Source organism: Actinopolyspora alba (assembly GCF_900112765.1).
GTDB classification, from domain to species: Bacteria; Actinomycetota; Actinomycetes; order Mycobacteriales; family Pseudonocardiaceae; genus Actinopolyspora; species Actinopolyspora alba.
Map to the genome: position 1 here is coordinate 72,466 of NZ_FOMZ01000002.1, position 24,899 is coordinate 97,364.

Here is a 24,899-nt window from a genome sequence, read left to right on the forward strand (position 1 = left end):
TCGATTCTAGGGAACACGGTCCGGTGTGGACTCGCCGTTTTCCCGGACCGCGCGACGGTTCGACGCGCTCCGGCAGGCTTCGACGCAGGACGAGCACCGGCCCCGAAGGAGCGGAAGTTCCACCGAACGAGCCCGGCGAAAACCGGGGTGACGACAAGGCCTCACCGCTACTTCCCGTCGGGCTACTTCTTGCCCTTGGAGTCTCCCTTGGAATCGTCCTTGGCGGACTCGTCGGTGGACAGCGCGGCCACGAACGCCTCCTGCGGCACCTCGACACGGCCGACCGTCTTCATCTTCTTCTTGCCTTCCTTCTGCTTCTCCAGCAGTTTGCGCTTACGGCTGATGTCACCGCCGTAGCACTTGGCGAGCACGTCCTTGCGCATGGCGCGAATCGTCTCGCGGGCGATGATGCGCGAACCCACGGCCGCCTGGATCGGCACCTCGAACTGCTGGCGCGGGATGAGCTCTCGGAGTTTGGAGGCCATCTTGGTGCCGTAGGAGTAGGCGTTGTCCTTGTGCACGATCGCGCTGAAGGCGTCCACCGCCTCGTGCTGCAGCAGGATGTCGACCTTGACCAGGTCCGAGGCCTGCGTGCCCGATTCCTCGTAGTCCATGGAGGCGTAACCGCGGGTGCGCGACTTGAGGTGGTCGAAGAAGTCGAACACGATCTCGGCCAACGGAATGGTGTAGCGGAGCTCGACGCGGCTCTCGGAGAGGTAGTCCATGCTGTCGAGCCGCCCGCGCCTGCTCTGGCACAGCTCCATGATCGCGCCGACGAACTCGGAGGGAGCGATCACGGTGCACTTCGCGATCGGCTCGCGCACTTCCTGGATCTTGCCCTCGGGCCAGTCCGAGGGGTTGGTGACCTCCAGTTCGGTGCCGTCCTGCAAGGTGACGCCGTAGACCACGTTGGGAGCGGTGGAAATGAGATTGAGGTTGTACTCGCGCTCCAGTCGCGCCCTGGTGATCTCCAGATGCAGCAGCCCCAGGAAACCGCAGCGGAAACCGAAACCGAGCGCACCGGAGGTCTCCGGCTCGTAGGTCAGCGCGGCGTCGTTGAGCAGCAGCTTGTCCAGCGCGTCACGCAGTACCGGATAGTCGGATCCCTCGATCGGATAGAGCCCGGAGTAGACCATCGGGATCGGGTCGCGGTAGCCGGGCAGTGGCTGCTCGGCACCGTTCTTGGCGAAGGTCACCGTGTCACCCACCCGGGACTGGCGGACGTCCTTGACACCGGTGATCAGGTAGCCGACCTCACCGACCCCGAGTCCCTCGGAGCGTTTCTGGTCGGGTGAGATGATGCCGACTTCGAGCAGCTCGTGGGTGGCTCCGGTCGACATCATCCGGATCTTCTCGCGCGGGGTGATGCTGCCGTCGACCACACGGATGTAGGTGATCACGCCCCGGTAGGTGTCGTAGACCGAGTCGAAGATCATCGCCCTGGCCGGCGAGTCGTGCTCGCCGACCGGCGCGGGAACGTTGAGCACCACGGCGTCGAGCACGTCGGCGACCCCCTCACCGCTCTTGGCCGAGACCCGCAGCACGTCGGACTCCGAGCAGCCGATGATGTGGGCCAGCTCCGCGGCGTAGTGGTCGGGGTCGGCGGCGGGGAGATCGATCTTGTTGAGCACGGGGATGATCTCCAGGTCGTGCTCCATGGCCAGGTAGAGGTTGGCCAGAGTCTGCGCCTCGATCCCCTGGGCGGCGTCCACCAGCAGGATCGCCCCCTCGCAAGCGGCGAGCGAGCGGCTGACCTCGTAGGTGAAGTCGACGTGGCCGGGGGTGTCGATCAGGTGCAGCACGTAGTCCTCACCATCGACCTGCCACGGAAGTCGCACGTTCTGGGACTTGATCGTGATGCCGCGCTCGCGCTCCAGGTCCATCCGATCGAGGTACTGGTCCCGGTACGCGCGCTCGTCGAGCACCTCGGTGAGCTGCAACACCCTGTCGGCCAACGTCGACTTGCCGTGGTCGATGTGGGCGATGATGCAGAAGTTCCTGATGCGTTCAGGAGACGTGAAGGTCGTGTCTGCGAAGGTGCTCACTGAAGTCTTCCTCGCGGGATGTCGACTCGCGTACGGGCAGGGCTGTGTGCCCATGGTCCCACGAAAGTGCGGAATACCCGACCCCAACCCGGGAGTGCGTACCGCACGAGACCCGTCGCGGCGGAGCGGGGCGGGGCGACCGGTCCGGCCGCCCCGCCGGGGCCGCACCGACAGCGTGTCAGGGAGGTTGCCGAACGTCACTGCGCAGCGGATGTTCGGGGGGCACCTCCACCAGCACGATCCGCATCCCGTCGGGGTCGGCGACGGTGCCCTCGATCAGCCCCCAGGGTCGCCGTTCCGGTTCGGCGAGCACCGCAACACCGAACTCGCGCAGTTCACGGACGCTCTCGGCGGCGTCCCGCACCTGCAGCCACAGCATCTGGTCCTCGCTGGGGCCGCTGTCGCCGGTCCCGGACACTTCCAGCAGTCCCTGCCCGAGGAAGAACACCGTGCCACCGGGAAACTCGCGGTGGATCGCGAGCCCGAGCGTGTCGCGGTAGAACCGCACCGAACGATCGTGGTCACCGGGACGCAGAATCACCCTGCTGCTGAGAACCTCCATGCCCCCGTCCTACCCGATCACGTGAGGATCCGCCGAACAGCGGCAACGCTCGGCGGCGATTTCGCGCGAAATCGCCGCGCGAATCGAGGGGAATCGACAGGGCACAGCGCTGTTGCCGTGTCAGAGCACCGATTTCGCGCGAAATCCACGAGCGGAGCGGGGAGTCTCGGTAAGCCGACGGCGACAACAGCCCCACGAGCATCACTTCGCGCCGATTACCGGAACAGACATGCGCGATCCGGTTCCTCCTGCTCCAGGCGTACGGCGCGAACAGCACCACTCGGGCCAGCTGGTTGGGCCAGTCGAACAGCAGCGGCGACAGCGCCAGCTCGATGACGGCGTAGGCGTCCCAGACACGGACATGTCCCCGGCCGAGTAACCCCGCTGCGGCAACGCGAAGTACGCGAGAGGCAGGACAGCACTGACGACACCGCCGAACAGCCCGATGCGCAACGGCGGCGGTCCGACGTGCAGCACCACGAGCGCCACCGCCGCCGGTCCCATCCGAACTCCCCTCCGGCCGGGCCAAACCGACACGTGACGCTCCGCGAAGACGTCGACGGCGTGCTCGGTTCGCCGCTCGGCCGCCGGGGGCAGCCCAACCTCCTGTTTCCCCACCGTTCCCCCACGAGTAACCGAGATCATCTGGCGATTTCCGGCTTTGACCCCACCCCGAAAAAGTGATATCACTATGATGTCTTTTCGAAAGCAAGGAACACGATCGGGGAGGAAACGGATGAGCACGGAGGAAGCCGGAACGGGAGTGGCGATGCCGGAACCGGAGATCAGGGAACAGCCCGCGAGAAGAGCCTCGGGGCTCCCGATGCTCGGGCTGGGCGTACTGCTGCTGCTCCTGGCCGCCGCACTGGCCGCTCTCGGCGGAGTGAACTCCACCTGGTGGCTGCTCGCGGTCGGGATCGCGCTGGGGACAGTCACCCTGGTCGGAATGGCGGGGCTGGTGGCGGTCTCCCCCGGCGAAGCGAGGGTGCTGCAGTTCCTCGGCCGCTACACCGGGACGCTGCGCCAGGAGGGGCTGCACTGGGTCAATCCGCTGACCACCGACCGGACACGCATCTCCACCCGCATCCGCAACCACGAGACCAGCGTCATGAAGGTCAACGACGCCGAGGGCAACCCCATCGAGATCGCCGCCGTGGTGGTCTGGCAGGTGGACGACACGGCGCAGGCGTCCTTCAGCGTCGACGACTTCGTCGAGTTCGTGCGGACCCAGACGGAAACGGCGGTGCGGTACATCGCCACCAGCTACGCCTACGACACCAGGGGCGGGCAGGAACTCTCGCTGCGGGAGAACGCCGAGGAGATCACCGCCAAGCTCTCCAAGGAGATCGCCGACCGGGTTCACTCGGCGGGAGTGAAGGTCGTCGAGTCCAGGCTCACCCACCTCGCGTATGCTCCCGAGATCGCGCAGTCGATGCTGCAGCGCCAGCAGGCCGACGCGGTCGTGGCCGCACGGCAGCGCATCGTCGAGGGCGCGGTCGGCATGGTCGAGTCGGCGCTCGGCCAGCTGGCAGCGGACGAGATCGTCGAACTGGACGAGGAGCGCAAGGCGTCGATGGTCAGCAACCTGCTGGTCGTGCTCTGCGGTGACAAGGCGACCCAACCGGTGGTCAACACCGGCTCGCTGTACCAGTGAGGTAGTCGCGTGGCATCCCGCAAGAGCTTCCTGCTCCGCCTGGATCCGGCGGTACACGACGCGCTCGCGCGTTGGGCTGGCGACGAGCTGCGCAGCACGAACGCGCAGATAGAGTTCCTGCTGCGCAAGGCACTACAGGACGCGGGCAGGCTGCCGGGGGAGACCGGACGGCAGCGCGGCAGAGGAAGGCCCCGCAAGGACGACGACGCGGACTGAGCGACCACGACGGCCCCCACCCGCGCTACCGGGCATACGGGTGGGAACTCCTGGCCCCCTCATCGGGCATCTCCAGCGGGCAGCGCCCTGACCAGCGGAACCGGGCGCGGCGGCGTGGCGCGGTGTTGCTACGATGGTCGATCGCACCGCGCGGCATTTCCGACGTGGAGGAAGGCTGCCCGCGAACCGTCGTGCCGGAACCACCGGTGAACCGGGAAATCCCGGCGAACCGAAGCGTTTCGCGACGGGGCAGCGCCGTTCGAGCGCGGTCGCGACATTCGAGTCGATCAGCGAAAGAGGCGCAACAGTGGCCAACATCAAGTCCTCCAAGAAGCGAGTCCTGATCAACGAGCGCAACCGTCTTCGCAACAAGTCGGTCAAGACGTCGATGAAGACCGCGATGCGCCGGTTCCGCGAGGCCGCTGCCACCGGCGACAAGGAAAAGGCCGCCGAGATGGAGCGTGCCGCCACCCGCCTGGTCGACAAGGCCGCCAAGAAGGGCGTCATCCACCGCAACCAGGCGGCCAACAAGAAGTCCTCGATGGCCAGGCAGCTCAACCAGCTCTGATCGGACTCCCCGGACGGGCGACGGCGATCGGGAACCGTCCGGGAAACGCCGGTACACGGGCCTCTTCGCACGCCGCGGAGAGGCCCGTAGGCCGCCGGTCCCCTTCGCTGCCCGATGCCCCGCCCGGGCCTCCCGCTCAGCTCTGGTTCCGGGAACTCCGGGTCGCGATCAATCCCAGCACCGCGCGTTCCAGGGCGTAGTCGGCGTCGGCGGCCTGTCCCTTGACCTGGCCGTTGAGCGAAGCGACCAGCCGCATCGCCTCGGCCACTCCCGCCGCGTTCCAGCCCCGGGCCTGCGAGAGCGCCTTCTTGACCTTCCAGGCCGGCATGCCGAGCTCCCGCGCGAGCCGGTACTGATCCCCTCCTCCGGCACTGGCCACTCGCCCGATGGTGCGCACGGCGTCGGCCAACGCATCGGCGATCAGCACGTGCGGCACACCCAGCTGCAGCGCCCAGCGCAACGCCTCCAGAGCGCCGGCGCGGTCCCCCATCACGGCCTTCTCCGCCACCACGAAGCCGGTGACCTCCGCCTTGCCCTGGTGATAACGCCGCACCGCGGCCTCGTCGACCTTGCCGTCGGTATCGGCGACCAGCTGGGACACCGAGGCGGACAGCTCGCGCAGGTCGTTGCCTACCGTCTCCACGAGAGCGCTCACCGCGGCCGAGTCGATGCGCCCACCGGCCCTGGTGGCCTCCGCGCGGACGAAGCTCTCCCGCTCGGCGGGCCGCGTGATCCGGTCGCACTCGGTGACGGCGGCCCCCATGCCGCGCAGCTCGCCGGGGAGTTCCTTGGCGTGCTTGGCCCTGCCACCACCGTTGTGCAGCACCACGAGCACCACCCCTTCGGCAGGAGCGCGCGCGTGGCGGAGCACCGCCTCGGCGATCTCCTTGCTCGCGTCCTGCGCACTGTCCAACGCGATCACGCGCCCCTCCGCGAACAGCGAGGGACTCAGCATCTCGTCGAGTTCGGGAGGGGTGAGGTCACTCACCTTGGAACGACGTAGCTCGGCTTCGGGATCGGCCCGGCGAGCGGCGGCGAGGGATTCGGAAACAGCACGCTCGACCAGCAGTTCTTCGTCACCGAGCACGAGATGCAACGAGGCGGGAGCCGAGTTCATGGTCCGCATTCTCCCACTGGGGCCGACGGTCAACCCCGTCCCGGATGCTGGATCGAAGTGGTCGGATGACGGGTTCATGCCGTAGCGTTGCCGAAACAACTTGGATAGCTCATCCAGAGGGGCAGAGGGACCGGCCCGGCGAAGCCCCGGCAACCAGCGTCGGCACCGCGACCACGTTCGTGGCGCGGGCCGACGAAAACGGTGCCAATTCCGACCCGCCAGCGGGACAGATGAGGGGAAGGACCTCGCGATGACAGCTGCCGCCCGAACACAGTCCGAGACGACCGACCGGAAGTTCGACCTCGGCCCCGCGGCCGAGCTCGTATCCAAGGAAGAGGGGCATCGGCAACCCCTGGCTCCGGAGTTCGTCTGCCTGGAGGACTTCTCGCCGCTGGAAGTCGCCTACGACTTCGGCCGCGTGCGCAGGGAGGACATCGAATCCGGCCCGCGCTCGATCTGGCGCTACAAGAGCCTGCTGCCGGTTCCGTCCGATGTGGAACGGCACCCGAACACCGATCCGGGCTGTACGAGGTTGGTCCGGGCCGACGCGCTCGCCAACGCGCTGGGCGTCAAACGCATCTGGATCAAGGACGACACGGGAAATCCCACCCACTCCTTCAAGGACCGGGTCGTGGCGGTGGCACTGGCGGCCGCGCGCGAGTTCGGTTTCAAGGTACTGGCGTGCCCCTCCACCGGTAACCTCGCCAACGCGGTGGGAGCGGCCGCGGCACGCGCGGGCTGGGACTCGGTGGTGCTCGTTCCCTCCTCGTTGGAACGCGCCAAGGTGCTGATGACCGCCGTCTACGACGGCTCGCTGCTGGCCGTCGACGGCAACTACGACGATGTGAACCGTCTGGCCACCGAGCTGGCCGGGGAGCACGAGGACTGGGCGTTCGTCAACGTCAACGTGCGGCCCTACTACTCGGAAGGTTCCAAGACCCTCGCCTTCGAGGTGGCCGAACAGCTCGGCTGGCGCGTTCCGGAGCAGGTCGTGGTCCCCATAGCCTCCGGCTCGCAGCTCACCAAGGTCGACAAGGGCTTCCGCGAGCTCGGCGAGGTCGGGCTGGTGGAACAGAGTCCCTACCGGATCTTCGGTGCGCAGGCCACGGGCTGCTCCCCCGTCGCGGACGCCTACAAGCAGAACCACGACGTGGTGCAGCCGGTGCGACCCGACACCATCGCGCGTTCGCTGGCGATCGGCGCCCCCGCCGACGGTCCGTACGTACTCGACACCGTGCGCCGCACCAACGGGGCGATCGAGGACGTCAGCGACGAGGAGGTCGTCGAGGGCATCCGGCTGCTGGCTCGCACGGAGGGCATCTTCGCCGAGACCGCGGGCGGCGTCACCGTGGCCACCACGAAGAAGCTGATCGAGTCCGGACAACTGGACCCGGACTCGGAGACGGTGCTGATGATCACCGGTGACGGTCTCAAGACGATGGACTCGCTGCAGGAGCACGTCGGCCCGAAGGCCACCGTGGCGCCGAGTACCGAAGCAGTGGACGAGGCACTGAACCTCTGAAGAACGGTACCGCTGAGCGCCTTTCGCGCTCGGTCGGTCATCGGTCGCTGAGGCGGACGCTTGCCACGTTGGGCCGCTCTTGAGTAGGCCGCTACGCGGCGAGCGGCCCTGCCTCGCAATCGAACCACCTCAACGACCGGGGTTCTGTCGTTCCGAGCCTGTTGCCGGAGTTGTCGAAGTACTGCGTGGCGGAACCTCTCGCACCGCTCTCGCTGCGGGAGGCCCGACATCGGGTAGCGACTACACAACGTCGGGCCTTCCTCGCGAGAGCACCACGAGAGAACCCGCGACGGTGCCGACTGCGTACGTGGGCGTTCGGCGCTGCCGCGCCGAGGAACAGCAGCGGTCTACCGCACCCGAACAGAGCTCGGATATCTACTCCTCGGCCACATCCCGCCCCGGGATTGATTCTCAGTCGTCGGGGCGGAACGGGTCGCCGGTGCTGGCGGTCCGCATTCCGCGGTTTCCGCCCAGCACTGCGATGTCGCCACGGCGATCGGTGCGGCGTACCACGGCGCCGAGGCCGCGCAGCGTCGTGACGATCCCGTCGCTGGGATGCCCGTAGTCGTTCCCGTGCCCCACGCTGATCAGCGCCACCCGTGGGGAAACCGCTCGGAGGAACTCGTCACTGGTGTACCGGGAACCGTGGTGCGGCACCTTGAGCACTTCCGCGTCCAGCCGAACATCCGCCGAGAGCAGCTCGCGCTGCCCGGCCAGTTCGATGTCGCCGGTCAGCAGTACCCGCCCTGCCGGAGTGTTCGCCCGCAGCACCACCGAGGCGTCGTTGACCCGTTCCGCCGCCACGGGCTCGGCGTCTCCTTCCGGTGCCAGCACCTCGACCTCCAGAGCGGGCCAGCGGATCAGCTGCCCCGCGGACAGTCGCACGAGATGCGCGTCGTTGTCGCGCGCACGTCGTCGAACGTCGGTGTCCGACCAGATGGACGGACGGGCCGCTCCCGTAGCCACCGCATCGACCTCGCGTCCCACCAGCACCCCGGAGATGCCGGCGTAGTGATCGGCGTGCGGGTGGGTGAGCACCAGCAACGGCACGTGCCGCACCCCGAGGCGGTCGAGACACCGATCGACCAGGGCGGCGCTGGGACCGGTGTCCACCACGACGGCGGAACCGCGGACTCCGGTGGCCAGTACCAGGCTGTCCCCCTGTCCGACGTCGCAGGCCACGACGCTCCAACCCGTCACAGGCCAGCCACCGGGCCGCAGCCCGACCGTGACCAGCAGCAGTAGCACGGACAGCAGCGAACCGCCCAGGAGCAGTCTGCCGGTGCGGAACCGGAGCAGCAGCAGGATCGCGGCCACCAGGGCGACCACGAGCGGGATCCCCCGCGCCCCGGAAGGCAACGGGATCGTCGCCAGCGAGGAACTCGCGGCACACCGGGCCACCAGCAGCACCCACTCCAGTTCCGGAGCGGCAAGCAGTACCGGGAGCTCACCCAGCGGGGAGAACCAGGGAGCGAGCAGCGTCGCGGCCACACCGAGCACCGTGGCCGGGGCGATCACCGGTTCCACCAGCACGTTCGCGGCGACACCCACGAGGCTGAGCTCCCCGGACAACGCGACCACGAGCGGTGCGGTGGCGAGTTGCGCGGCAGCCGGCGCCACCAGCGCCTGGGCCAGCCGGAGGGGCACCCCAAGTCGCCGCAGCCACCCCGACCATGTCGGGGCGAGCAGCACCAGGGCGGCCGTGGCCGTGACCGACAACGCGAACCCGGGGCTCACGGCCAGCTCGGGGTGCCACAACAGCAGCAGGATCACACAGCCCGCGAGCGCGGGCAGTGCCGTTCCGTTACGCCCCAGCACGAGCGCGAGCAGTCCGAGCGCCCCCATGACGGCCGCACGCAGCACGCTGGGCTCACCACCGGCGAGAACCACGAATCCCGCCAGCGCTGCCCCCGCGCAGCCCGCGGCCAACGACGGCGGAGCACGCATCGCGCGAAGCAACAGCAGTACGGCACCGCAGACGATCGCCAGGTTCGCACCGGACACCGCGGTCAGGTGGGTCAGCCCCGCCCTTCCGAAATCACGGCGGACCGTGTCGAGCAACCCGCTGGTGTCCCCCACCACCAGGCCGGGAAGCAGTCCTTCGGCGCGTGGGGAGAGTGCGGACTCGGAAACATCGCGCAGTCCCGCGCGCAACCTCTCGGCGAACCGTTGTGACACGGGCGGCCGGGTCACGTTCTCCGGCCGCTGGTGGACCGCGAGAACGATCACCAACAGATCGGCTCCACGCGGACGGAGTGCCGCACCGGTGGTGGTGGCTCGCTGCCCCCGCAACAGTCCGCCCCAGGATTCGGCGGGCACCAGCAACAGCACCGAACCGGACTCCGAGTGCCACCGCTGCCGCTGCCGTACCGCACGGATCCGGGCACGCACCACCGACCGTTCCCCGATCCCGCCTCCGCCCCCTGCCGAGGTACCGCTGACGGGTGTGGGGCGTTCGGTGAGTTCGACACGCAGCCGTACGCTCTCTCCCCGCGAGGCGGCTTCCCGAAGCGGGTGATTCTCGACGGGTCGCAATCGCACTGCCAGCCCGAAACCGGCGGTTCCCACCAGAACCGAGCACACGATCACCCCGATCGCCCATCTCCGGCCCACGACGAACAGGCACGTCGCCGCGGCCGTGGCACAGCAGCACGCCAACAGGACGGCGGCGACCCAACCGGTGCGCAACCCGACCAGCGTGGCGCCCCAGACTCCGAGCGCTGCCGGCACCAATCGGAGGTCCAGTGGGCGAGCCACCGACGCGGCAGTGTCCGGGCCTGCCCGGTCGGTCATCACCGCCTCACACCCGAACCAGATCGCGCAACCGCGAGAACCGCACCGTCCCGATCCCGTCGACCTCGCGAAGCTGGGTCACCGACTCGAATCCACCGTTCTCGGAACGCCAGCGCAGAATCGCCCCGGCAGTGACCGGACCGATGCCGGGCAGTTCCCGCAGCCGCTGTTCGTCAGCCCGGTTGAGATCCACCTTCGAGGACTCGGTGGTGGTGCCGTCCGGTGCCGACCTCGAGGCGAGGGAGGGTACCGGCACCCCGACGTAGAGCTGTTCCCCGTCGGACAGTTCCCGAGCCAGGTTCAACGCCAGGGTGTCCGTCTCGGGCAACGGACCTCCCGCAGCTCGCAGCGCGTCGGCGACACGGGATCCGGTCGCCAGTGTCACCAGCCCCGGTTCGTGCACCCTGCCCACCACGCTGACCACCAGCTCGGTCTCGGAGGAGGCGGTGACGACCGCATCGGTCACCGCTGCCGGTCCCGGAGCGGGAAGCCGAGTCGACGGAACCGCCACGGTCCCGCCACCGGAATCGCGGCTCACCAGCAGGACGACGCAGCCGATCACCGCGGCGAGAACCACGCCGAGGCACCCCGCTCGGCCCGGGTCCAGCAACACCTCACGTGGTGTTCGGGGCAACCACCGCCGCGCCCGACCCCCGGTCTCCGGCGTCTCACGGTTTTCCGGCGTCTCGGCGGTCCCCGCCGTATCGGCCGCTGAGTTCGCCTCGGAGGCACCGCCCTCGGAAGCCATCAGCTGCCGCAGCCGTCGACGAGCCGGGGGGAGCTCGTCAGTGGTCGCGGCGACGATTCGTTCCTCCCAAGGGGACGATCCGTCGGACCGGAAAAGATCGGGCATACCGGCGAAGCTAACCGGCGGTGCACCCACCGGGAACACCGAAGAACGCCTCCGGTGGACAACCGAGCACGTTGTGGACAAACACGCACGCGGCCAGCCGCACGATACGAGATTGAGTCGAGTGCCGCGAGGCGATGTGGAAAACCGGAACGCGCCGCAGGGCGCCTTGCCCGAACCGGCTTCCCGGCCACGCTTTTGCGTTCCGCTGAGCCGGCGTCCCGACAACCCGGGCGGAAAATTCCGATCAGTCGTCGAAAGGTGCGGTGCCGGTGGCACTCCACCCACCGGGCAGCACGACGACCCCCACCGAGCCCGGCCCGATGTGAGCTCCGATGGTGGCTCCGACCTCGGAAACAACGCAGTCGGAGCACCCCGGCAGTCGCCCTCGGATATTTCGGGCGAGCGTCTCGGCCCGTCCCGGTGCCGCCAAGTGGTGGACGGCCAGCGCCGGTCGGTGCGGATCACCGACGGGGGACTGCCGCGTGGACTCGGTCGTGGCCACCTCGACGGCCAGTTGCTCCAGCCTTCGCACGGCCGCGCTGGTGGTCCGCACCTTCTCAGCGGCGTCGATCACGCCGTCGTGCAGCCGCAGCAGCGGTTTGATCGCCAGCGCCGTTCCCAGCAGGGCGGATGCGGTGCCGATGCGCCCGCCACGGCGCAGGTACTCCAGCGTCTGAACCGAGAACAGGATGGTTCCGCGCGCCGCGACGCGCTCGGCCACTCCGGTGACCTCCTGCAACCCGGCGCCTCCCTCGGCCAGCTCCGCGGCAGCCAGCACGGCGAATCCCAGCCCCATGGCAACGGAGCGGGAGTCGAGCACGTTGATGACCGAGGGCGCCACTTCGCGCGCGGCGGTGCGAGCGGCATCCACCGTGCCGGAGAGTTCACCGGAGAGGTGGATCGAGAGCACACCCTCGGCTCCCGCGTCCAGCGCCGCGCGGTAGGCCGCGGCGAACTCGGCAACCGTCGCCCCCGAGGTGGTGACACGCCTGCCGCGGCGCAGCTGTTCGGTCAGGCGCCCCGGACCGAACGAGGTCTCGTCGCTGTACTGCTCGGCCTCCGTGCTCACGTGCAGCGGAATCACACGCACGCCGTAGTGCTCGACCCGTCGCGCGGGCAGGTACGCGGTCGAATCGGTGACCACGGCGACGCTCAACGCGGGCTCCGCCGAGAACCACGAGCGATCCGGGGGAGTGTCATTCGACGAACCCGCCGTTGTAGGTCGTCAGCCGCCAGCCGTGCTTGCCGAGGGTGCTGCGGGAGAGCACGGCCCAACCGCAGTTGCCCACCCCGCCGAGGCTGGACCAGATCTCGGTCGGCCACCCCAGCAGTCTGGCGGTCAGCGCTGTTATCAGACCGCCGTGCGCGCACAGCAGCGCCGTGCCTTCCACGGCCTCGTCGAGTTCGGACACCACCTCGTAGGCGCGTTCGGCGACCTCCACCCTGGTCTCGCCGTCCGGTGGCGCGAAGGTGGGCTGGGTGCGCCACGCACCCATCGCCCCGGGCCACCCCTGCTCGACCTCGGCGCCGCTGAGTCCCTGCCACTGCCCGAGGTTGGTTTCGCGCAGCCGCTCGTCCAGCCGGACCTCCTGCCCGGTGACCTCGGCGAACGCCGCGGCCGTGGTGCTGGCACGACGCAGATCCGAGCTCACCGCCACTTCGGGACCGAACCCCGCCACCAGCGGCGCGGTGCGTTTGGCCTGTTCCAGTCCGAGTTCGGTGAGTTCGGAATCGAGATGCCCCTGGATACGACCCGCCAGGTTGTAGTCCGTCTCGCCGTGCCGCCAGAGCACCAGCCGTTGCAGGGTCACGCTTGACTGCCCTCTTCGCTGTGCTGTTCGGCGGAGTCGTCGGGAGCACCGTCGTGGTCGAACTCGATGACCGGGCAGTCCTTCCAGAGCCGTTCCAGCTCGTAGAAGGCGCGCTCCTCGGAGTGCTGCACGTGCACGATGACGTCGACGAAATCGAGCAGCACCCAGCGCCCTTCCCGGGTGCCCTCCCTGCGAACCGGTTTCGTCCCCGCGGCCCGCATCTTCTCCTCGATCGCTTCGACTATCGCTCCGACCTGCCGTTCGTTGGAGGCGGAGGCGATCACGAAGCAGTCGGTGATGATCAGTCGGTCGGACACGTCCAGCAGAAGCAGTTCCTCGGCCTTCTTGTCCGCAGCCGCCCGCGCGGCCACCAACGCCAAACTGCGGGCGTTCTCACTGGCTGCCACATCGCTCCTCTCGGTGGTCACCGTCTGCCACCCATACTCCGAACGAGGATAACCGTCCCCCGCTCGACGGGCGGAATCCACCGGACCGTACCGGTCGCCGCGGGCGAGGTGCCGGACGAGTGGGAGAGGGCCGGAGCGGTGCCCGCCGCACGCGTACCGTTCGGCCCGAGGTGCCTACGGCCCCCACTCCTGCGCCGGTGACTGCCCGAAGCGGCGGTAGAGGCCTCGCTTGCTGATGTACTGGACTATTCCGTCCGGAACGAGGTACCAGACCGGAAGACCGGACGCGACGCGCTGCCTGCATCCGGTGGAGGAGATGGCCATGGCCGGGATCTCGACCAGGCTGACCGAACCACGCGGTAGGTGCTCGTCGTCCAGGGAGTATCCCGGACGTGTGACTCCGATGAAGTGCGCCAGATCGAACAGGTCGTCCACCCGGTGCCAGGAGAGGATCTGCTCCAGCGCGTCCGCCCCGGTTATGAAGTACAACTCCGCGTCGGGATACTGCCGCCGCAGATCGGAGAGCGTGTCTATCGTGTAGGTCGGCCCGTTGCGGTCGATGTCGACCCTGCTGACCGAGAACCGCGGGTTGGAGGCGGTGGCGACCACCGTCATCAGGTAGCGGTCCTCGGCCGAGCTCACATCCTCGTGGCCCTTCTGCCAGGGCTGCCCGGTCGGCACGAACAGCACCTGCTCCATGCCGAACTGGGCCTGCACCTCACTCGCTGCGACGAGATGGCCGTGATGGACGGGGTCGAAGGTTCCCCCCATGACGCCGATTCGGCGAGGACGCGACATGGTGCCCCAGCATAGTCGCCACGCGACGGAAAGATCCCGGAAGGACGCCGTGCCGTGACTGACCCCACGGGGGACGGAGCACGATCATTCGCGGGTCGCGGCGCGGAATCCATGGGAACGCGCCCCGGTCACGGCTCGGGTGCCAACGTGCGGCCGGACTGCGCGTCCCGAACGCGGATCGCCTCCACCGGACAGGACTCGGCGGCGTCCACCACGTCGTCATCCGGTTCGGTCTCCGTTCGTAACGGGCGCGAGACACCGTCGACCAGCTGGAAGTGCTCCTCGGCGATGGCGGCGCACATTCCCGAGCCGATACACGTCTCGCCGTCGACCTCTACCTGCCAACTCATCCGATCACCTTTCACGTTTCCGACGCTGACGTCGCCGGTTCCGCGTGTTCGTCCCACGGCTCGTCCCCGCCCGGTGAGACCGACGGAAGGCTCCGCCGGAATCCGGGTGGCGTGGTGCTGTCACCGGATCACCAAGTCACCGGGAGATTCCTCGGTCCGCGCACCAGCATCCCGGTCTTCCAGGAGACATCCGGTTCGTCCACCGCGAGCCGCAGATCCTCGAAGTCCCGAAGCAACGTGCCCAACGCCACCTGCAGTTCCATCCGCGCCAACTGCGCTCCGAGGCAGTGGTGCGGACCGTGCCCGAAGCCGATGTGGGAGTTGGAGTCGCGTCGCAGATCGAGCTGGTCGGCATCCTCGAAGACGGACTCGTCCCGATTGGCCGAAGCGAGGCTGGCAAGGACCGGCTCACCAGCGCGGATCAGTACACCGCCGAGCTCGACATCCTCCAGGGCATAACGTGGAAAGGCCGCGTTCACCCCCAGCGGGACGAACCGCATGAGTTCCTCGACGGCCGCGGGAATCCGTTCCGGATCGGCACGCAGCCAGTCGAGCTCCTCGGGATGCGTCAGCAGTACATAGACGAAGTTGGGGATCTGGGTGGCCGTGGTCTCGTGTCCGGCCACGAGCAGCCCCACGGAGAGGTCCAGCAGTTCGGTCTCGGAGAGTTTGTCCTGTTCGTCCCTCGCCTGGATCAGCGCGCTGAGCAGATCGTCGGTGGGATGTTCCCGCCGCTGCTCGACCAACCCGGCCATGTAGGCGCGCATCTGTCCGATGTAGTCGTTGACCTGCTGCTCGGACAGCTTGCTCGTGGACAGGAAGGCGTCCGACCAGACCCGGAAGTCGGTTCTGTCCTCGTAGGGAACCCCGAGGAGTTCGCAGATCACGGTGATCGGCAGCGGCAGCGCGAACTCCTCGACCAGATCCAGCGGCGGCCCGCCGCGCCGCATGGCCCGACTCAGGTCATCGGCGATCCGCTGTGCGCGGGGTCGCAGCTGCTCGACCCTGCGAGCGGTGAACGCCTTGGCCACCAGCTTGCGCAGCCTGGTGTGCTCCGGTGGGTCCATGGTCAGGATGCCGGTCTGCTGCGGGATCGGGCGCGCGCGTGGCTCGTCCTTGTCCACCGTGGCCGCGCGGCTGAACCGCGGATCCGCGAAGACGGTGCGTACATCGGAGTATCTGGTGGCCAGCCATGCCGCTTCGCCGTAGGGAAGCTGCACCCGCGACACCGGTTCCTGCCTGCGCAGCTCCGCGTAGAACGGGTCCAGCCGCAGCCTGTCGGGCGCGCTGAACGGATAGGTTCGCGGCGTCGGGTCGATGGTGGTCATGCTCGGCTCCCGCACACGAGACGACAAGTAAGCAACCGCTTACTACTCGCATGGTAAGAGCCCGAACCGTGCCACGCACTCCGCCGAACAGGTAACGGGAACACCCATCGCCCAGGAGTCCCCGCGCTCGGGAGTCCGCCCCGGAACGACCGGAGAACATCGCTCACTCGTCATCGGCAGGCGCGTTCCGCTCCAGGAGCAGCGGAACGGCCCGCATCAGGTAATCGACGATCACCTCGGGCGAAGCCTCGGCCAGTGGACTCTTGCGCAGCACGGATCGCATCATGCCCACACCGAAGAACCAGGCCAGCACGAGATCGGCACGCAGCTCGGCATCGGGGGCGTCGGTGAGCGAGGCCAGCCGCTCCGAGTAGGAACCACCCAGCTCGTCGCGCAACAACGTGGCCGCCCGCTCGTCGCTGAGGGAACGCAGCAGAGCCACCAGCGTGTGCTCGGCACCGGAACGCGTGTGCTCGGAGAGCACGCTCTCCAGGATGCGACGCGGCAGCTCCGCCGCGGGGCCGCTCCGCAGCAGTGCCTCGCTGTTGTGGCTGAGCACCTCGGCGAACAGTTCCTGCTTGGAACCGAAGTACCGGAACAGCAGTGCCTGGTTGACCTCGGCACGCGCGGCGACCTCGCGGACCGTGGTCTGATCGAAACCGCGCTCGGCGAACAGTTCGCCCGCCGCACGCAACAGCGCCGTTCTGGTCGCCGTCGGATCACGCTTTCGCCGTGGCTGCCGGTCCTCGCACAAACCCGCCTCCCGAGACGGTGCCGACACGCTCATCCGATCACCGGAAGTGCCGCACCGACCGCCGGAAATCGTGACACGACCCACTACAACACAGGAGTGAGCCGAGCAACACTTCAGCCGTGTCCGGTTGATGGTCACCCAACGCGGTCGGCCGTGCTCGGCCGCACCCTATCGCTCCGCTCGATCCTCCGCGGCTGGTTCGGCGGGCCGCGCCGCCGCTCCACGTCGCCGGGCCACGTCGCCGGTCCACCGAACCGTACGCGAGCCACGTGGGCGTCGCGGTGCTTCAACGGCACCGGAGCAGCCGACATGCGACGGGCGAGCACCCACCCGTTGGGCCCGACGACAGCGGGTTTCGGTAAGAATCGGCCCGTGGACGAACAGGCGCTTCGAGAAATGGCCGAGCAACACCTCCGCGCGCTGGCCGGACCGACGGCCACGCTGCGCGAGGACCAGTGGAGCGCCATCCGCGCCCTGGTGTTGGAGCGGCGCCGGGCCCTCGTGGTGCAGCGGACCGGTTGGGGCAAGTCGGCCGTCTACTTCGTGGCCACGGCCCTGCTGCGCGACCTGGGCGAAGGGCCGACCGTCATCGTCTCCCCACTGCTGGCGCTGATGCGCAACCAGGTCGAGGCCGCCGCCGCGGCGGGTGTGCACGCCGCCACCATAAACTCGGCCAACCAGGAGGAGTGGGCCTCGATCGAGGAGGAAGTCGCCGTCGGCGATGTGGACGTACTGCTGGTCAGCCCGGAGCGACTGAACAACCCCGACTTCAGGGACAACGTACTGCCGGAACTCACCCGCAACACCGGGCTGGTGGTGGTCGACGAGGCCCACTGCATCTCCGACTGGGGACACGACTTCCGGCCCGACTACCGCAGACTGCGAACCCTGCTGACCGAGCTGCCCGACGGGGTACCGGTACTGGCCACGACCGCCACCGCCAACGACCGGGTGGTGCACGACGTCTCCGAGCAGCTCGGCGTCACCGAGGACTCGGCCTCCCCCAACACCCCGCTGGTGCTGCGCGGCTCGCTGGACCGCGAGAGCCTGCGACTCGGCGTGGTCCCGCTGCACTCCACCCGGGAACGCCTGGCGTGGCTGGCCGACAACCTCGAACGTCTTCCCGGATCCGGGATCATCTACACCTTGACGGTGTCCACCGCGGAAGAGGTCGCGGACTTCCTGGCGGACCGCGGTTTCGCGGTCAGCTCCTACTCGGGCCGAACCGAGGCGAACGAGCGGGCCGCAGCGGAGTCGGCACTGCTGAACAACGAGGTCAAGGCGCTGGTGGCTACCTCGGCGCTGGGTATGGGCTTCGACAAACCGGACCTCGGTTTCGTGATACACCTGGGCGCACCCGCCTCCCCGATCGCCTACTACCAGCAGATCGGTCGCGCCGGACGCGGTGTGGAACGCGCCGAGGTGGTGCTGCTGCCCGGCGACGAGGACCGTCGGATCTGGGACTACTTCACTTCACTGACCTTCCCCGGCGAGGACACCGTGCGCGCGGTACTGGCGACCCTGGAAAGCGCCGACAAGCCGCTCTCCACCGCCGCGCTGGAACCGCACGTGGAGCTGAGCAGGTCCCGGTTGGAGATGGTGCTCAAAGTGCTCGATGTGGACGGTGCGGTGCGGCGCGTGAAGGGCGGCTGGACCAGCACCGGCGTCGAGTGGTCCTACGAGAGCGAACGTTACGAACGGATCGCGCGGCAACGAGAGGTCGAACAGCAGTCGATGCTGGAGTACCAGCGAACCACGAAGTGCCGCATGGAGTTCCTGCGTGCCGAGCTGGACGATCCCCACGCCGCACCGTGCGGACGTTGTGACAACTGCACCGGAACGGTCTACTCCACAGCGGTGAGCCCGGACACCTCCGAGTCAGCCCGGCAACGACTGGAACGCGCCGGGATCACGCTGAGCCCCCGCAAGATGTGGCCGAACGGGATGCGGGAGGTCGGAATCCCGGTCTCGGGCAAGATCCCACCGACCGAACAGCACGAACCGGGACGTGCGCTCGGCAGGCTGAGCGACATCGGGTGGGGTGACAAGTTGCGCGAGCTGCTGCGTCCGGACACTTCCGATCGCGAGGTTCCGGAGGAGCTGGTGCAGGCCTGTGTACGGGTGCTCGCCGAATGGGACTGGAAGGAGCGACCGGTGGGGGTCGTGGCCATGGGATCGTCCTCGCGACCGATGCTGGTTTCCGGGCTGGCGGAGCGCATCGCCACCATCGGCAGGCTGCGGTTGCTCGGTCACGTGGCACACGATCCGAGCCGGACACCGCGACGCAGTCACAACAGTGCACGGCGGTTGGCCGGGCTGTGGTCACGGTTCAGTCTGCCGGAGGAAGTTCCCCTCACCGATCTCGGCGGGCCGGTGCTGCTGGTGGATGACTACGCCGACACCGGATGGACCCTCACCGTGGTGGCCCGCATGCTGCGCGAGTCCGGCGCGCCCGGGGTGCTCCCGCTGACCCTCGCCAGCACTTGAGAATTCTCGGGACCGTTGCCGTGGGTGCTTCCGTGGTGGAACCTCCGACGGCGCCTCGCTGTGTTGCTGGGGTGGTCGCGCTGGCGTGGTGGTCGAGTAGCCGGCGCGTGGGTCGGCGCCTCGCGGCATTGGGCCGCTTTGAGTAGCGACCCCACCTCTCCGTCAATTTCTCGCGAAATTGACGCTCCAGTACGGCGGTGCGGTCCCCGAGCTCCGTCAATTTCTCGCGAAATCGCCGCGCCCTTGGTGCTCCGAAAGCCGAGCCCCAACCACCAGTGCAGGCCGAACCCCGACCATCAACGCAGGCCGAGCCCCCACCACCCTCGCATCCAGCACCGCCGCGGGTTCCCCCGTGCGGCTATCGCGAGAAAGGCCCGACGTTGTGTAGGCCGCTACCCGATGTTGGGCCTCCCCAGCGAGAGCGGTGCGAGAGGTTCCGCCACCCGGCCAACCGAGCAAAGCACCGTTCCGAGCGAAACTCAGGTGAGGGGGGCCAGATCATCGGCGTGCACGACCTCACGCCGCTGTTCGAACGGCAGCTCGTGGCTGGAACGGCCGATCAGGTCGGGCAGCTCGGCGGCGTCGAAGCACACCACGCCGCGTGCCACCACCGCGCCGGACGGTCCGGCAAGTTCGACGACGTCGCCGCCCTCGAACGCCCCCTCGACACCGGTGATACCGGCGGCCAGCAGCGAACGCCGTCGCCGCAGCACGGCGTCGACGGCTCCCTCGTCGAGGTGCAGCCTGCCCTGTGCTCCGGCGGCGTGTGCCAGCCAGAAACGTCGCGCGGACAACCGCGGTCCGGTCGCCGCGAACACGGTGCCCACGTCGGCCTTCCCGAGGGCCTCGCCGGCCAGGTCCGCGGAGGTGAGCAGGACGGGGATACCGGCCGAACAGGCCACCCGGGCGGCCTGCACCTTGGAGGCCATCCCGCCGGTCCCCAGCCCGGAGGCTCCGCTCGAACCGACCGTGATCCCCTCCAAGTCCCGCGCTGCCGAGATCTCGCGAACCGGACCGGCCGCACCGTCACGCGGGTCGCCGTCGTAGAGCGCGTCGACGTCGGAGAGCAGCACCAGGGCGTCGGCACCGACGAGATGGGCCACCAGCGCCGCCAACCGGTCGTTGTCACCGAAGCGGATCTCGGCGGTGGCGACCGTGTCGTTCTCGTTGACCACCGGGACGGCACCGAGGTTCAACAACCGGTGCAGCGTGCGGTGCGCGTTGCGGTAGTGCGCCCTGCGGACGACGTCGTCGGCGGTCAGCAGTACCTGTCCCACGGTGAGTCGGAACCTCGCGAACGAGGCGGCGTAGGCGTGTGCCAGCGCCTGTTGCCCCACGCTGGCGGCAGCCTGCTGGGTGGCCAGGTCCTTGGGCCGTTTCCCCAGTTCCAGCGGAGCGATTCCCGCCGCGATGGCTCCGGATGAGACGAGCACGAGCTGACTGCCCTCCGCCATCCGTGCGGCGACGGTTTCCACCAGAGCCGTCAGACGGTTCTCGTCGAGACCGCCCTCCGCCGTGGTCAACGAGGAGGAACCGATCTTGACCACGACCCGGCGCGCCGCCGAGATCGCGTTCCGGGTCGGAGATGTCAGGGCGGCGAGTTCACCGGAACTCATAGCGAGTCGTCCTCGTCGTCGGAGTCCTCGATCGTGTCGTACTCGGCCATGGGGTGCCCGGACTCGTCGGTCGTCCCGGTACGTCGGGCGCGTTTGGCGGCCTTGCGCTGGTCGGCCGAGGTCCGGGGCTGTCCCCCGGCACGAGTGGCACGCACGGCGGCGTTGCCCTCCGGGGTGGTTGGTTCCCAGTCGAAGGTGACCGAACCGATCGTGACCTGACTGCCGGGCTGGGCCCCCTGTCTGGCCAATTCCTCCTCGACACCGAGTTTGGCCAGCCTGTCGGACAGGTAGTCGACGGCCTCCTCGTTGTCGAAGCTGGTCTGCAGTACCCACCGCTCGGGCTTGTCCCCCCGCACCACGTAGGCATCGGGCTCTTCGGGATCGGCTTCCACGGTGAAACCCCCGCTGTCGACGGCCTTCGGCCGCACCGTCGGGCGGCTGGGCTCGGGGGCGGGCAGGCTCGCCCGGAACCGCTCCACCTCCTCGGCCAGGGCGAAGCGCAGTTCCCGGAGCCCGTCGTGGGTGGCGGTGGAGACCTCGAACACCGGCCAACCGCGTTCGCGCACCTGCTCGTGAACCAGATCGGCCATGGCGCGACCGTCGGGGATGTCCATCTTGTTCAGCACGATCAGTCGCGGTCGTTCGGCGAGGTCAACCGCGCCCTGCTCCTCGCTCAGGGCAGGGGTGTAGCGGTCCAGCTCGCTTTCCAGCGCGTCGATGTCGGAAAGCGGGTCGCGCTCGGGGTCGAAACTCGCGCAGTCGACCACGTGAACCAGCACCGCGCACCGTTCGAGATGCCGCAGGAACTCCAGCCCGAGGCCGCGTCCCTCGCTGGCACCGGGAATGAGCCCGGGAACATCGGCGACGGTGAAGACCTTGTCGTCCGCGCTCACCACACCCAGGTTGGGAGTCAGCGTGGTGAACGGGTATTCGGCGATGCGGGGTTTCGCGGCGGAAAGCACCGACACCAGGGAGGACTTACCGGCCGAGGGGAACCCGACCAGCCCAACGTCGGCTACCGACTTCAGCTCCAGCACCACGTCCTGCCGCTGGCCGGGCTCGCCCAGCAGCGCGAAGCCGGGAGCCTTGCGGGCCCTGGAGATGAGCGCGGCGTTGCCCAGTCCGCCTCGGCCGCCACTGGCGACCACGAACCTGGTGCCCTCACCGACGAGATCGGCCAGCACCTCCCCGTCGGGGGTGGAGACGACGGTTCCCTCCGGAACCGGCAGTTCCAGGTCCGCACCGGCGGCGCCGTTGCGCATACTGCCGCGGCCCTGGGTACCGCGGGTCGCGGTGACGTGCGGACGGTAGTGGAAGTCCAGCAGGGTGTGCACCCCGGAGTCCACCACGAGCGTGACGTCACCACCCTTGCCCCCGTTGCCGCCGTCCGGTCCCCCCAGTGGCTTGAACTTCTCCCGGTGGATCGAGGCGCAACCATTACCTCCGTCACCTGCGGCGACATGAATCGTCACGCGATCGACGAAGCGCGACACGAAAACCTCCAGGACCGGGGAGAAACCAAGCGAGGGGCGGGTCACGGTGCACGGACCGGACCCGCCCCTCGCGGAGAACAAGTGTGTGCCCGAAAGCGGATCGCCCTACCGGAGTCGATCACCTCGTGCGAGGGAGTCCGGTCCGGGAGTTCCCGCTCCGGGGCACGTAGCGAAGCCGGTTCAGGCCTCGCTCGGTACGACGTTGACAAACTTCCGGCCGCGCCTGCGCGCGAACTCCACCGAGCCGGCCGAGAGCGCGAACAGCGTGTCGTCGCCGCCGCGCCCCACGTTGCCGCCGGGGTGGAACTTGGTACCGCGCTGCCGCACCAGGATCTCGCCTGCGTTTACCTTCTGGCCGCCGAAACGCTTCACTCCCAGGAATTTGGGATTCGAGTCACGGCCGTTCCGAGAGTTGGACGCGCCCTTCTTGGTTGACATGTATTCTCACGCCCTCACTTGGTGATGCCGGTGACCTCGACGCGGGTCAGCTTCTGCCGATGTCCCAGCCGCTTGTGATAGCCGGTCTTGTTCTTGAACTTGTGGATCCGGATCTTGGGACCCTTGGTCTGCTCGACCAGCTTGCCGGTCACCGAGACCTTCCGCAGCGCTTCGGCGTCGGCGGTGACTTCGGAGCCGTCGACGACCATCAGCGCCGGGAGGGTGACCTCGGAACCCTGCTCGCCCTCGAGCTTCTCAACCTCGACGACGTCCCCGACGGCCACCTTGTATTGTTTGCCGCCGGTCTTGACGATCGCGTACATGAGTCGGAAGTCTCCTGCTGCTCGGTTTCGCTAGTTCACCAGTCTGCGACGGACGCCCTCCCCGGCTGTCCGGAGATCCCAGTACGCCGACCAGGCGGCGTCACAGGGGGTTCTCGCCACAGCGACGAAGCTGCCCCTGCCGGGTGAGCCCCATTCGGATGAGCCCCGTCTCCTACAGGCGTGGAACCCCTGCCGCCCGTCCGGCGGCGAGAATTTCCCGCTTATCATACAGTCCGACATCCGGCGTCCCGCCGCAGGGGCCGAACCGTGCCGAGCCGGTGGGACAGTCGATCATTCCAGGGTTATCCCCGCACCCGGTATGAACAGTTTACCGCCACTGAGCTCGGCGTTGCGCACCACCGCGTCGCTGAACGTCAGCTCGGGCAGTTCCAGGAAGCCGAGATCCACGTCGGGCAGCAGGAACGCCTCGGGCGACATCTCCACGGGGACCAGCGGATAGCCGACCACGTTGAGCGTGCCGGTCAGTTTCTGGGTGTAGAGCTCGATGGGCCCCTCGGTGATGGTCGACACCGACCCCGGGTCCGCCGCCACCCGGGCCACCTTGCCGTTGCCCAGGTCGCCACGCTGCACGAGGTCGCGGATCAGCAGCTCGTCGACGGTGAAGTGCATCGTGCGCACCTTCTCACCAGCTACTTCCCGCATGGCGAAACCGTGGTAGTGCACCCCGCGCAGCGTCAGGGAGCTCGCGGTCAGCGTCCAGCTGCGCCCCGGGCCCGGGCGTACGTCCGGGGATCGCTCCGAGGCGAGCGGGAGCCGGGTGTCCCCGTTCTCGGAAGCGGATGTCGCGGCACCGGTCTCCGTGGAAGCCGAGGGCGAGGAGCTCGTCCCGGTCTCCGAGGAAGGCGCCTCCGCTGCCGGGGGGACCGTGGATTCCGGAGGCGCGGTTCTCTCCGGAGTAGCGGTGGCTTCCGGCCCGGCGGACGGTGAACCCGGTTCGCTCGGCGCCACTTCCGAGCCCGACGGCTGCGGCTGTTGTGCCGCCACGAGCGCGGGCCGGGTCAACCCGCCCGCGCTTCCCAGCACCACCAGCCCGGCGAGCAGCGCGACCACGGCGCCGACCCGGGGACGAGGGGGCACCAGTCCCGACACTCGCCCCGGGCCGCCCCACCGAGTTCGCTGTTCCTCCCTCACTTGTCTCCTTCACCGATTCTCGTCGCCTCGGTCACCTCTGCCGTCTCCCCGTCGCGTGCTGTCTCCCCGTCACGCGCCCCGTTCTCCCGGGGAACCGGGGAGGGCTTGTACGCGGCGGGTCCCCGCCGACGGCGCTCGGAGCGTCCGGAGCGGTCGGCGGTGGTTTCGCGGGTTTCGCGCCCCGGCGCGCGCCGGGGCGACCAGGCGATCGCGAGCGAGGAGCCGATCACTCCCAGCATCGTTCCGATCAGGAAGGACCCGAGATTGACGACCACCAACGCGACCAGGGACAACAACAGCGCCACGATGCCCGCGGACAACCGCCACTCGGGACGGATCCAGAACGACAGGGCACAGGCGATCATCACCACTCCGATCACCAGAGCGGAGATCCCGGCCGTCGTACGCAGTGACACCTCGATGTCGCCGAACTTCAACGAGGCGTAGGGCGGATACAACAGCAGCAGCGCCGCGAGCAGGGTGAACAGCCCACCCCAGAAGGGTCTCGTGCGACGCCAGCGCCGGAATCCGGCCAGCACGGCCGGGACACCGCCACGGTTGCCGATGGTTCCTCTCACCGTTGGTCCTCCCTCCCGGTGTGACCGAGCCGTG

The 24,899-nt window shown here is 68.6% G+C and carries 23 protein-coding genes and 1 riboswitch; of the genes, 5 read left to right on the forward strand and 18 right to left on the reverse strand.

The features are described 5' to 3' along the window. Window positions 1-182 precede the first annotated feature (182 nt). Together lepA and BM150_RS02925 are read right to left on the reverse strand one after the other, a co-directional pair. Window positions 183-2,045, reverse strand: coding sequence for a translation elongation factor 4 (lepA, locus tag BM150_RS02920; protein WP_092923523.1), 1,863 nt, complete (start codon window positions 2,043-2,045; stop codon window positions 183-185). Between the two features lie 178 nt (window positions 2,046-2,223). Beyond that, window positions 2,224-2,607 carry a VOC family protein gene (locus tag BM150_RS02925; protein ID WP_092923526.1) on the reverse strand — a complete coding sequence of 128 codons (384 nt, stop codon included), beginning with the start codon at window positions 2,605-2,607 and terminating at the stop codon, window positions 2,224-2,226. A gap of 736 nt (window positions 2,608-3,343) precedes the next feature. Between BM150_RS02925 and BM150_RS02930 the strand changes: the two genes are divergently transcribed. From BM150_RS02930 to rpsT, 3 genes are all read left to right on the forward strand, one after another. After that, window positions 3,344-4,261 (forward strand): SPFH domain-containing protein, encoded by a 918-nt coding sequence (locus BM150_RS02930; RefSeq protein WP_092923529.1) that lies wholly within the window; start codon window positions 3,344-3,346, stop codon window positions 4,259-4,261. 9 nt (window positions 4,262-4,270) lie between these two features. Further along, window positions 4,271-4,477, forward strand: a complete 207-nt coding sequence (locus BM150_RS02935; RefSeq protein WP_092923532.1) for a type II toxin-antitoxin system antitoxin — start codon at window positions 4,271-4,273, stop codon at window positions 4,475-4,477. Window positions 4,478-4,784: 307 nt separating this feature from the next. After that, complete coding sequence (gene rpsT / locus BM150_RS02940; protein WP_092924347.1) at window positions 4,785-5,045, forward strand: 30S ribosomal protein S20; 261 nt, start codon at window positions 4,785-4,787, stop codon at window positions 5,043-5,045. 136 nt (window positions 5,046-5,181) lie between these two features. Here rpsT and holA read toward each other — a convergent pair whose 3' ends face one another. Then, on the reverse strand, window positions 5,182-6,162 hold the full coding sequence (holA, locus tag BM150_RS02945) for a DNA polymerase III subunit delta (RefSeq protein WP_092923535.1): 981 nt from the start codon (window positions 6,160-6,162) through the stop codon (window positions 5,182-5,184). 106 nt (window positions 6,163-6,268) lie between these two features. Beyond that, a riboswitch (SAM riboswitch) is annotated at window positions 6,269-6,399 on the forward strand. Between the two features lie 13 nt (window positions 6,400-6,412). Here holA and thrC point away from each other — a divergent pair. Next, a complete protein-coding gene (gene thrC / locus BM150_RS02950) occupies window positions 6,413-7,684 on the forward strand; it encodes a threonine synthase (protein ID WP_092923538.1) in 1,272 nt (423 codons plus the stop codon). A 411-nt stretch (window positions 7,685-8,095) separates the two neighbouring features. Here thrC and BM150_RS02955 read toward each other — a convergent pair whose 3' ends face one another. The 9 genes from BM150_RS02955 to BM150_RS02995 all read right to left on the reverse strand — a co-directional run bounded on the left by BM150_RS02955 (window position 8,096) and on the right by BM150_RS02995 (window position 16,811). Then, entirely contained in the window at window positions 8,096-10,477 is a 2,382-nt protein-coding gene (locus tag BM150_RS02955) for a ComEC/Rec2 family competence protein (protein ID WP_092923541.1), read from the reverse strand. Between the two features lie 7 nt (window positions 10,478-10,484). Next, window positions 10,485-11,330, reverse strand: coding sequence for a ComEA family DNA-binding protein (locus BM150_RS02960; RefSeq protein ID WP_245755222.1), 846 nt, complete (start codon window positions 11,328-11,330; stop codon window positions 10,485-10,487). A gap of 244 nt (window positions 11,331-11,574) precedes the next feature. Next, window positions 11,575-12,486: a DegV family protein gene (locus tag BM150_RS02965; protein WP_092923544.1), complete on the reverse strand. Its 912-nt coding sequence runs from the start codon at window positions 12,484-12,486 to the stop codon at window positions 11,575-11,577. A 40-nt stretch (window positions 12,487-12,526) separates the two neighbouring features. Continuing rightward, window positions 12,527-13,141 carry a histidine phosphatase family protein gene (locus BM150_RS02970; protein WP_092923547.1) on the reverse strand — a complete coding sequence of 205 codons (615 nt, stop codon included), beginning with the start codon at window positions 13,139-13,141 and terminating at the stop codon, window positions 12,527-12,529. Next, window positions 13,138-13,548, reverse strand: a complete 411-nt coding sequence (rsfS, locus tag BM150_RS02975; RefSeq protein ID WP_092924353.1) for a ribosome silencing factor — start codon at window positions 13,546-13,548, stop codon at window positions 13,138-13,140. The genes BM150_RS02970 and rsfS overlap by 4 nt, the downstream gene beginning before the upstream one ends. A gap of 174 nt (window positions 13,549-13,722) precedes the next feature. Beyond that, a complete protein-coding gene (nadD, locus tag BM150_RS02980) occupies window positions 13,723-14,346 on the reverse strand; it encodes a nicotinate-nucleotide adenylyltransferase (protein ID WP_092923550.1) in 624 nt (207 codons plus the stop codon). Between the two features lie 128 nt (window positions 14,347-14,474). Beyond that, on the reverse strand, window positions 14,475-14,696 hold the full coding sequence (locus BM150_RS02985) for a ferredoxin (RefSeq protein ID WP_092924356.1): 222 nt from the start codon (window positions 14,694-14,696) through the stop codon (window positions 14,475-14,477). Window positions 14,697-14,824: 128 nt separating this feature from the next. After that, the gene (locus BM150_RS02990; protein ID WP_092923553.1) at window positions 14,825-16,024 is read right to left on the reverse strand and encodes a cytochrome P450; all 1,200 of its coding nucleotides are present in this window, start codon (window positions 16,022-16,024) and stop codon (window positions 14,825-14,827) included. A 163-nt stretch (window positions 16,025-16,187) separates the two neighbouring features. Continuing rightward, window positions 16,188-16,811: a TetR/AcrR family transcriptional regulator gene (locus BM150_RS02995; RefSeq protein WP_092923556.1), complete on the reverse strand. Its 624-nt coding sequence runs from the start codon at window positions 16,809-16,811 to the stop codon at window positions 16,188-16,190. A gap of 363 nt (window positions 16,812-17,174) precedes the next feature. Between BM150_RS02995 and BM150_RS03000 the strand changes: the two genes are divergently transcribed. Further along, window positions 17,175-19,265, forward strand: a complete 2,091-nt coding sequence (locus BM150_RS03000; RefSeq protein ID WP_425427404.1) for a RecQ family ATP-dependent DNA helicase — start codon at window positions 17,175-17,177, stop codon at window positions 19,263-19,265. Between the two features lie 479 nt (window positions 19,266-19,744). Here BM150_RS03000 and proB read toward each other — a convergent pair whose 3' ends face one another. The 6 genes from proB to BM150_RS24640 form a co-directional block, all read right to left on the reverse strand. After that, window positions 19,745-20,881 (reverse strand): glutamate 5-kinase, encoded by a 1,137-nt coding sequence (proB, locus tag BM150_RS03005; RefSeq protein ID WP_092923562.1) that lies wholly within the window; start codon window positions 20,879-20,881, stop codon window positions 19,745-19,747. Then, window positions 20,878-22,386: a GTPase ObgE gene (obgE, locus tag BM150_RS03010; protein WP_092924359.1), complete on the reverse strand. Its 1,509-nt coding sequence runs from the start codon at window positions 22,384-22,386 to the stop codon at window positions 20,878-20,880. The genes proB and obgE overlap by 4 nt, the downstream gene beginning before the upstream one ends. A gap of 168 nt (window positions 22,387-22,554) precedes the next feature. Then, a complete protein-coding gene (rpmA, locus tag BM150_RS03015) occupies window positions 22,555-22,812 on the reverse strand; it encodes a 50S ribosomal protein L27 (RefSeq protein WP_092923565.1) in 258 nt (85 codons plus the stop codon). 14 nt (window positions 22,813-22,826) lie between these two features. Beyond that, window positions 22,827-23,135 carry a 50S ribosomal protein L21 gene (gene rplU, locus BM150_RS03020; protein WP_092630791.1) on the reverse strand — a complete coding sequence of 103 codons (309 nt, stop codon included), beginning with the start codon at window positions 23,133-23,135 and terminating at the stop codon, window positions 22,827-22,829. A 291-nt stretch (window positions 23,136-23,426) separates the two neighbouring features. Beyond that, entirely contained in the window at window positions 23,427-24,287 is an 861-nt protein-coding gene (locus BM150_RS24385; protein ID WP_217641328.1) for a hypothetical protein, read from the reverse strand. Next, complete coding sequence (locus BM150_RS24640) at window positions 24,284-24,865, reverse strand: DUF6114 domain-containing protein (protein WP_245755226.1); 582 nt, start codon at window positions 24,863-24,865, stop codon at window positions 24,284-24,286. The genes BM150_RS24385 and BM150_RS24640 overlap by 4 nt, the downstream gene beginning before the upstream one ends. Between the last annotated feature and the right edge of the window lie 34 nt (window positions 24,866-24,899).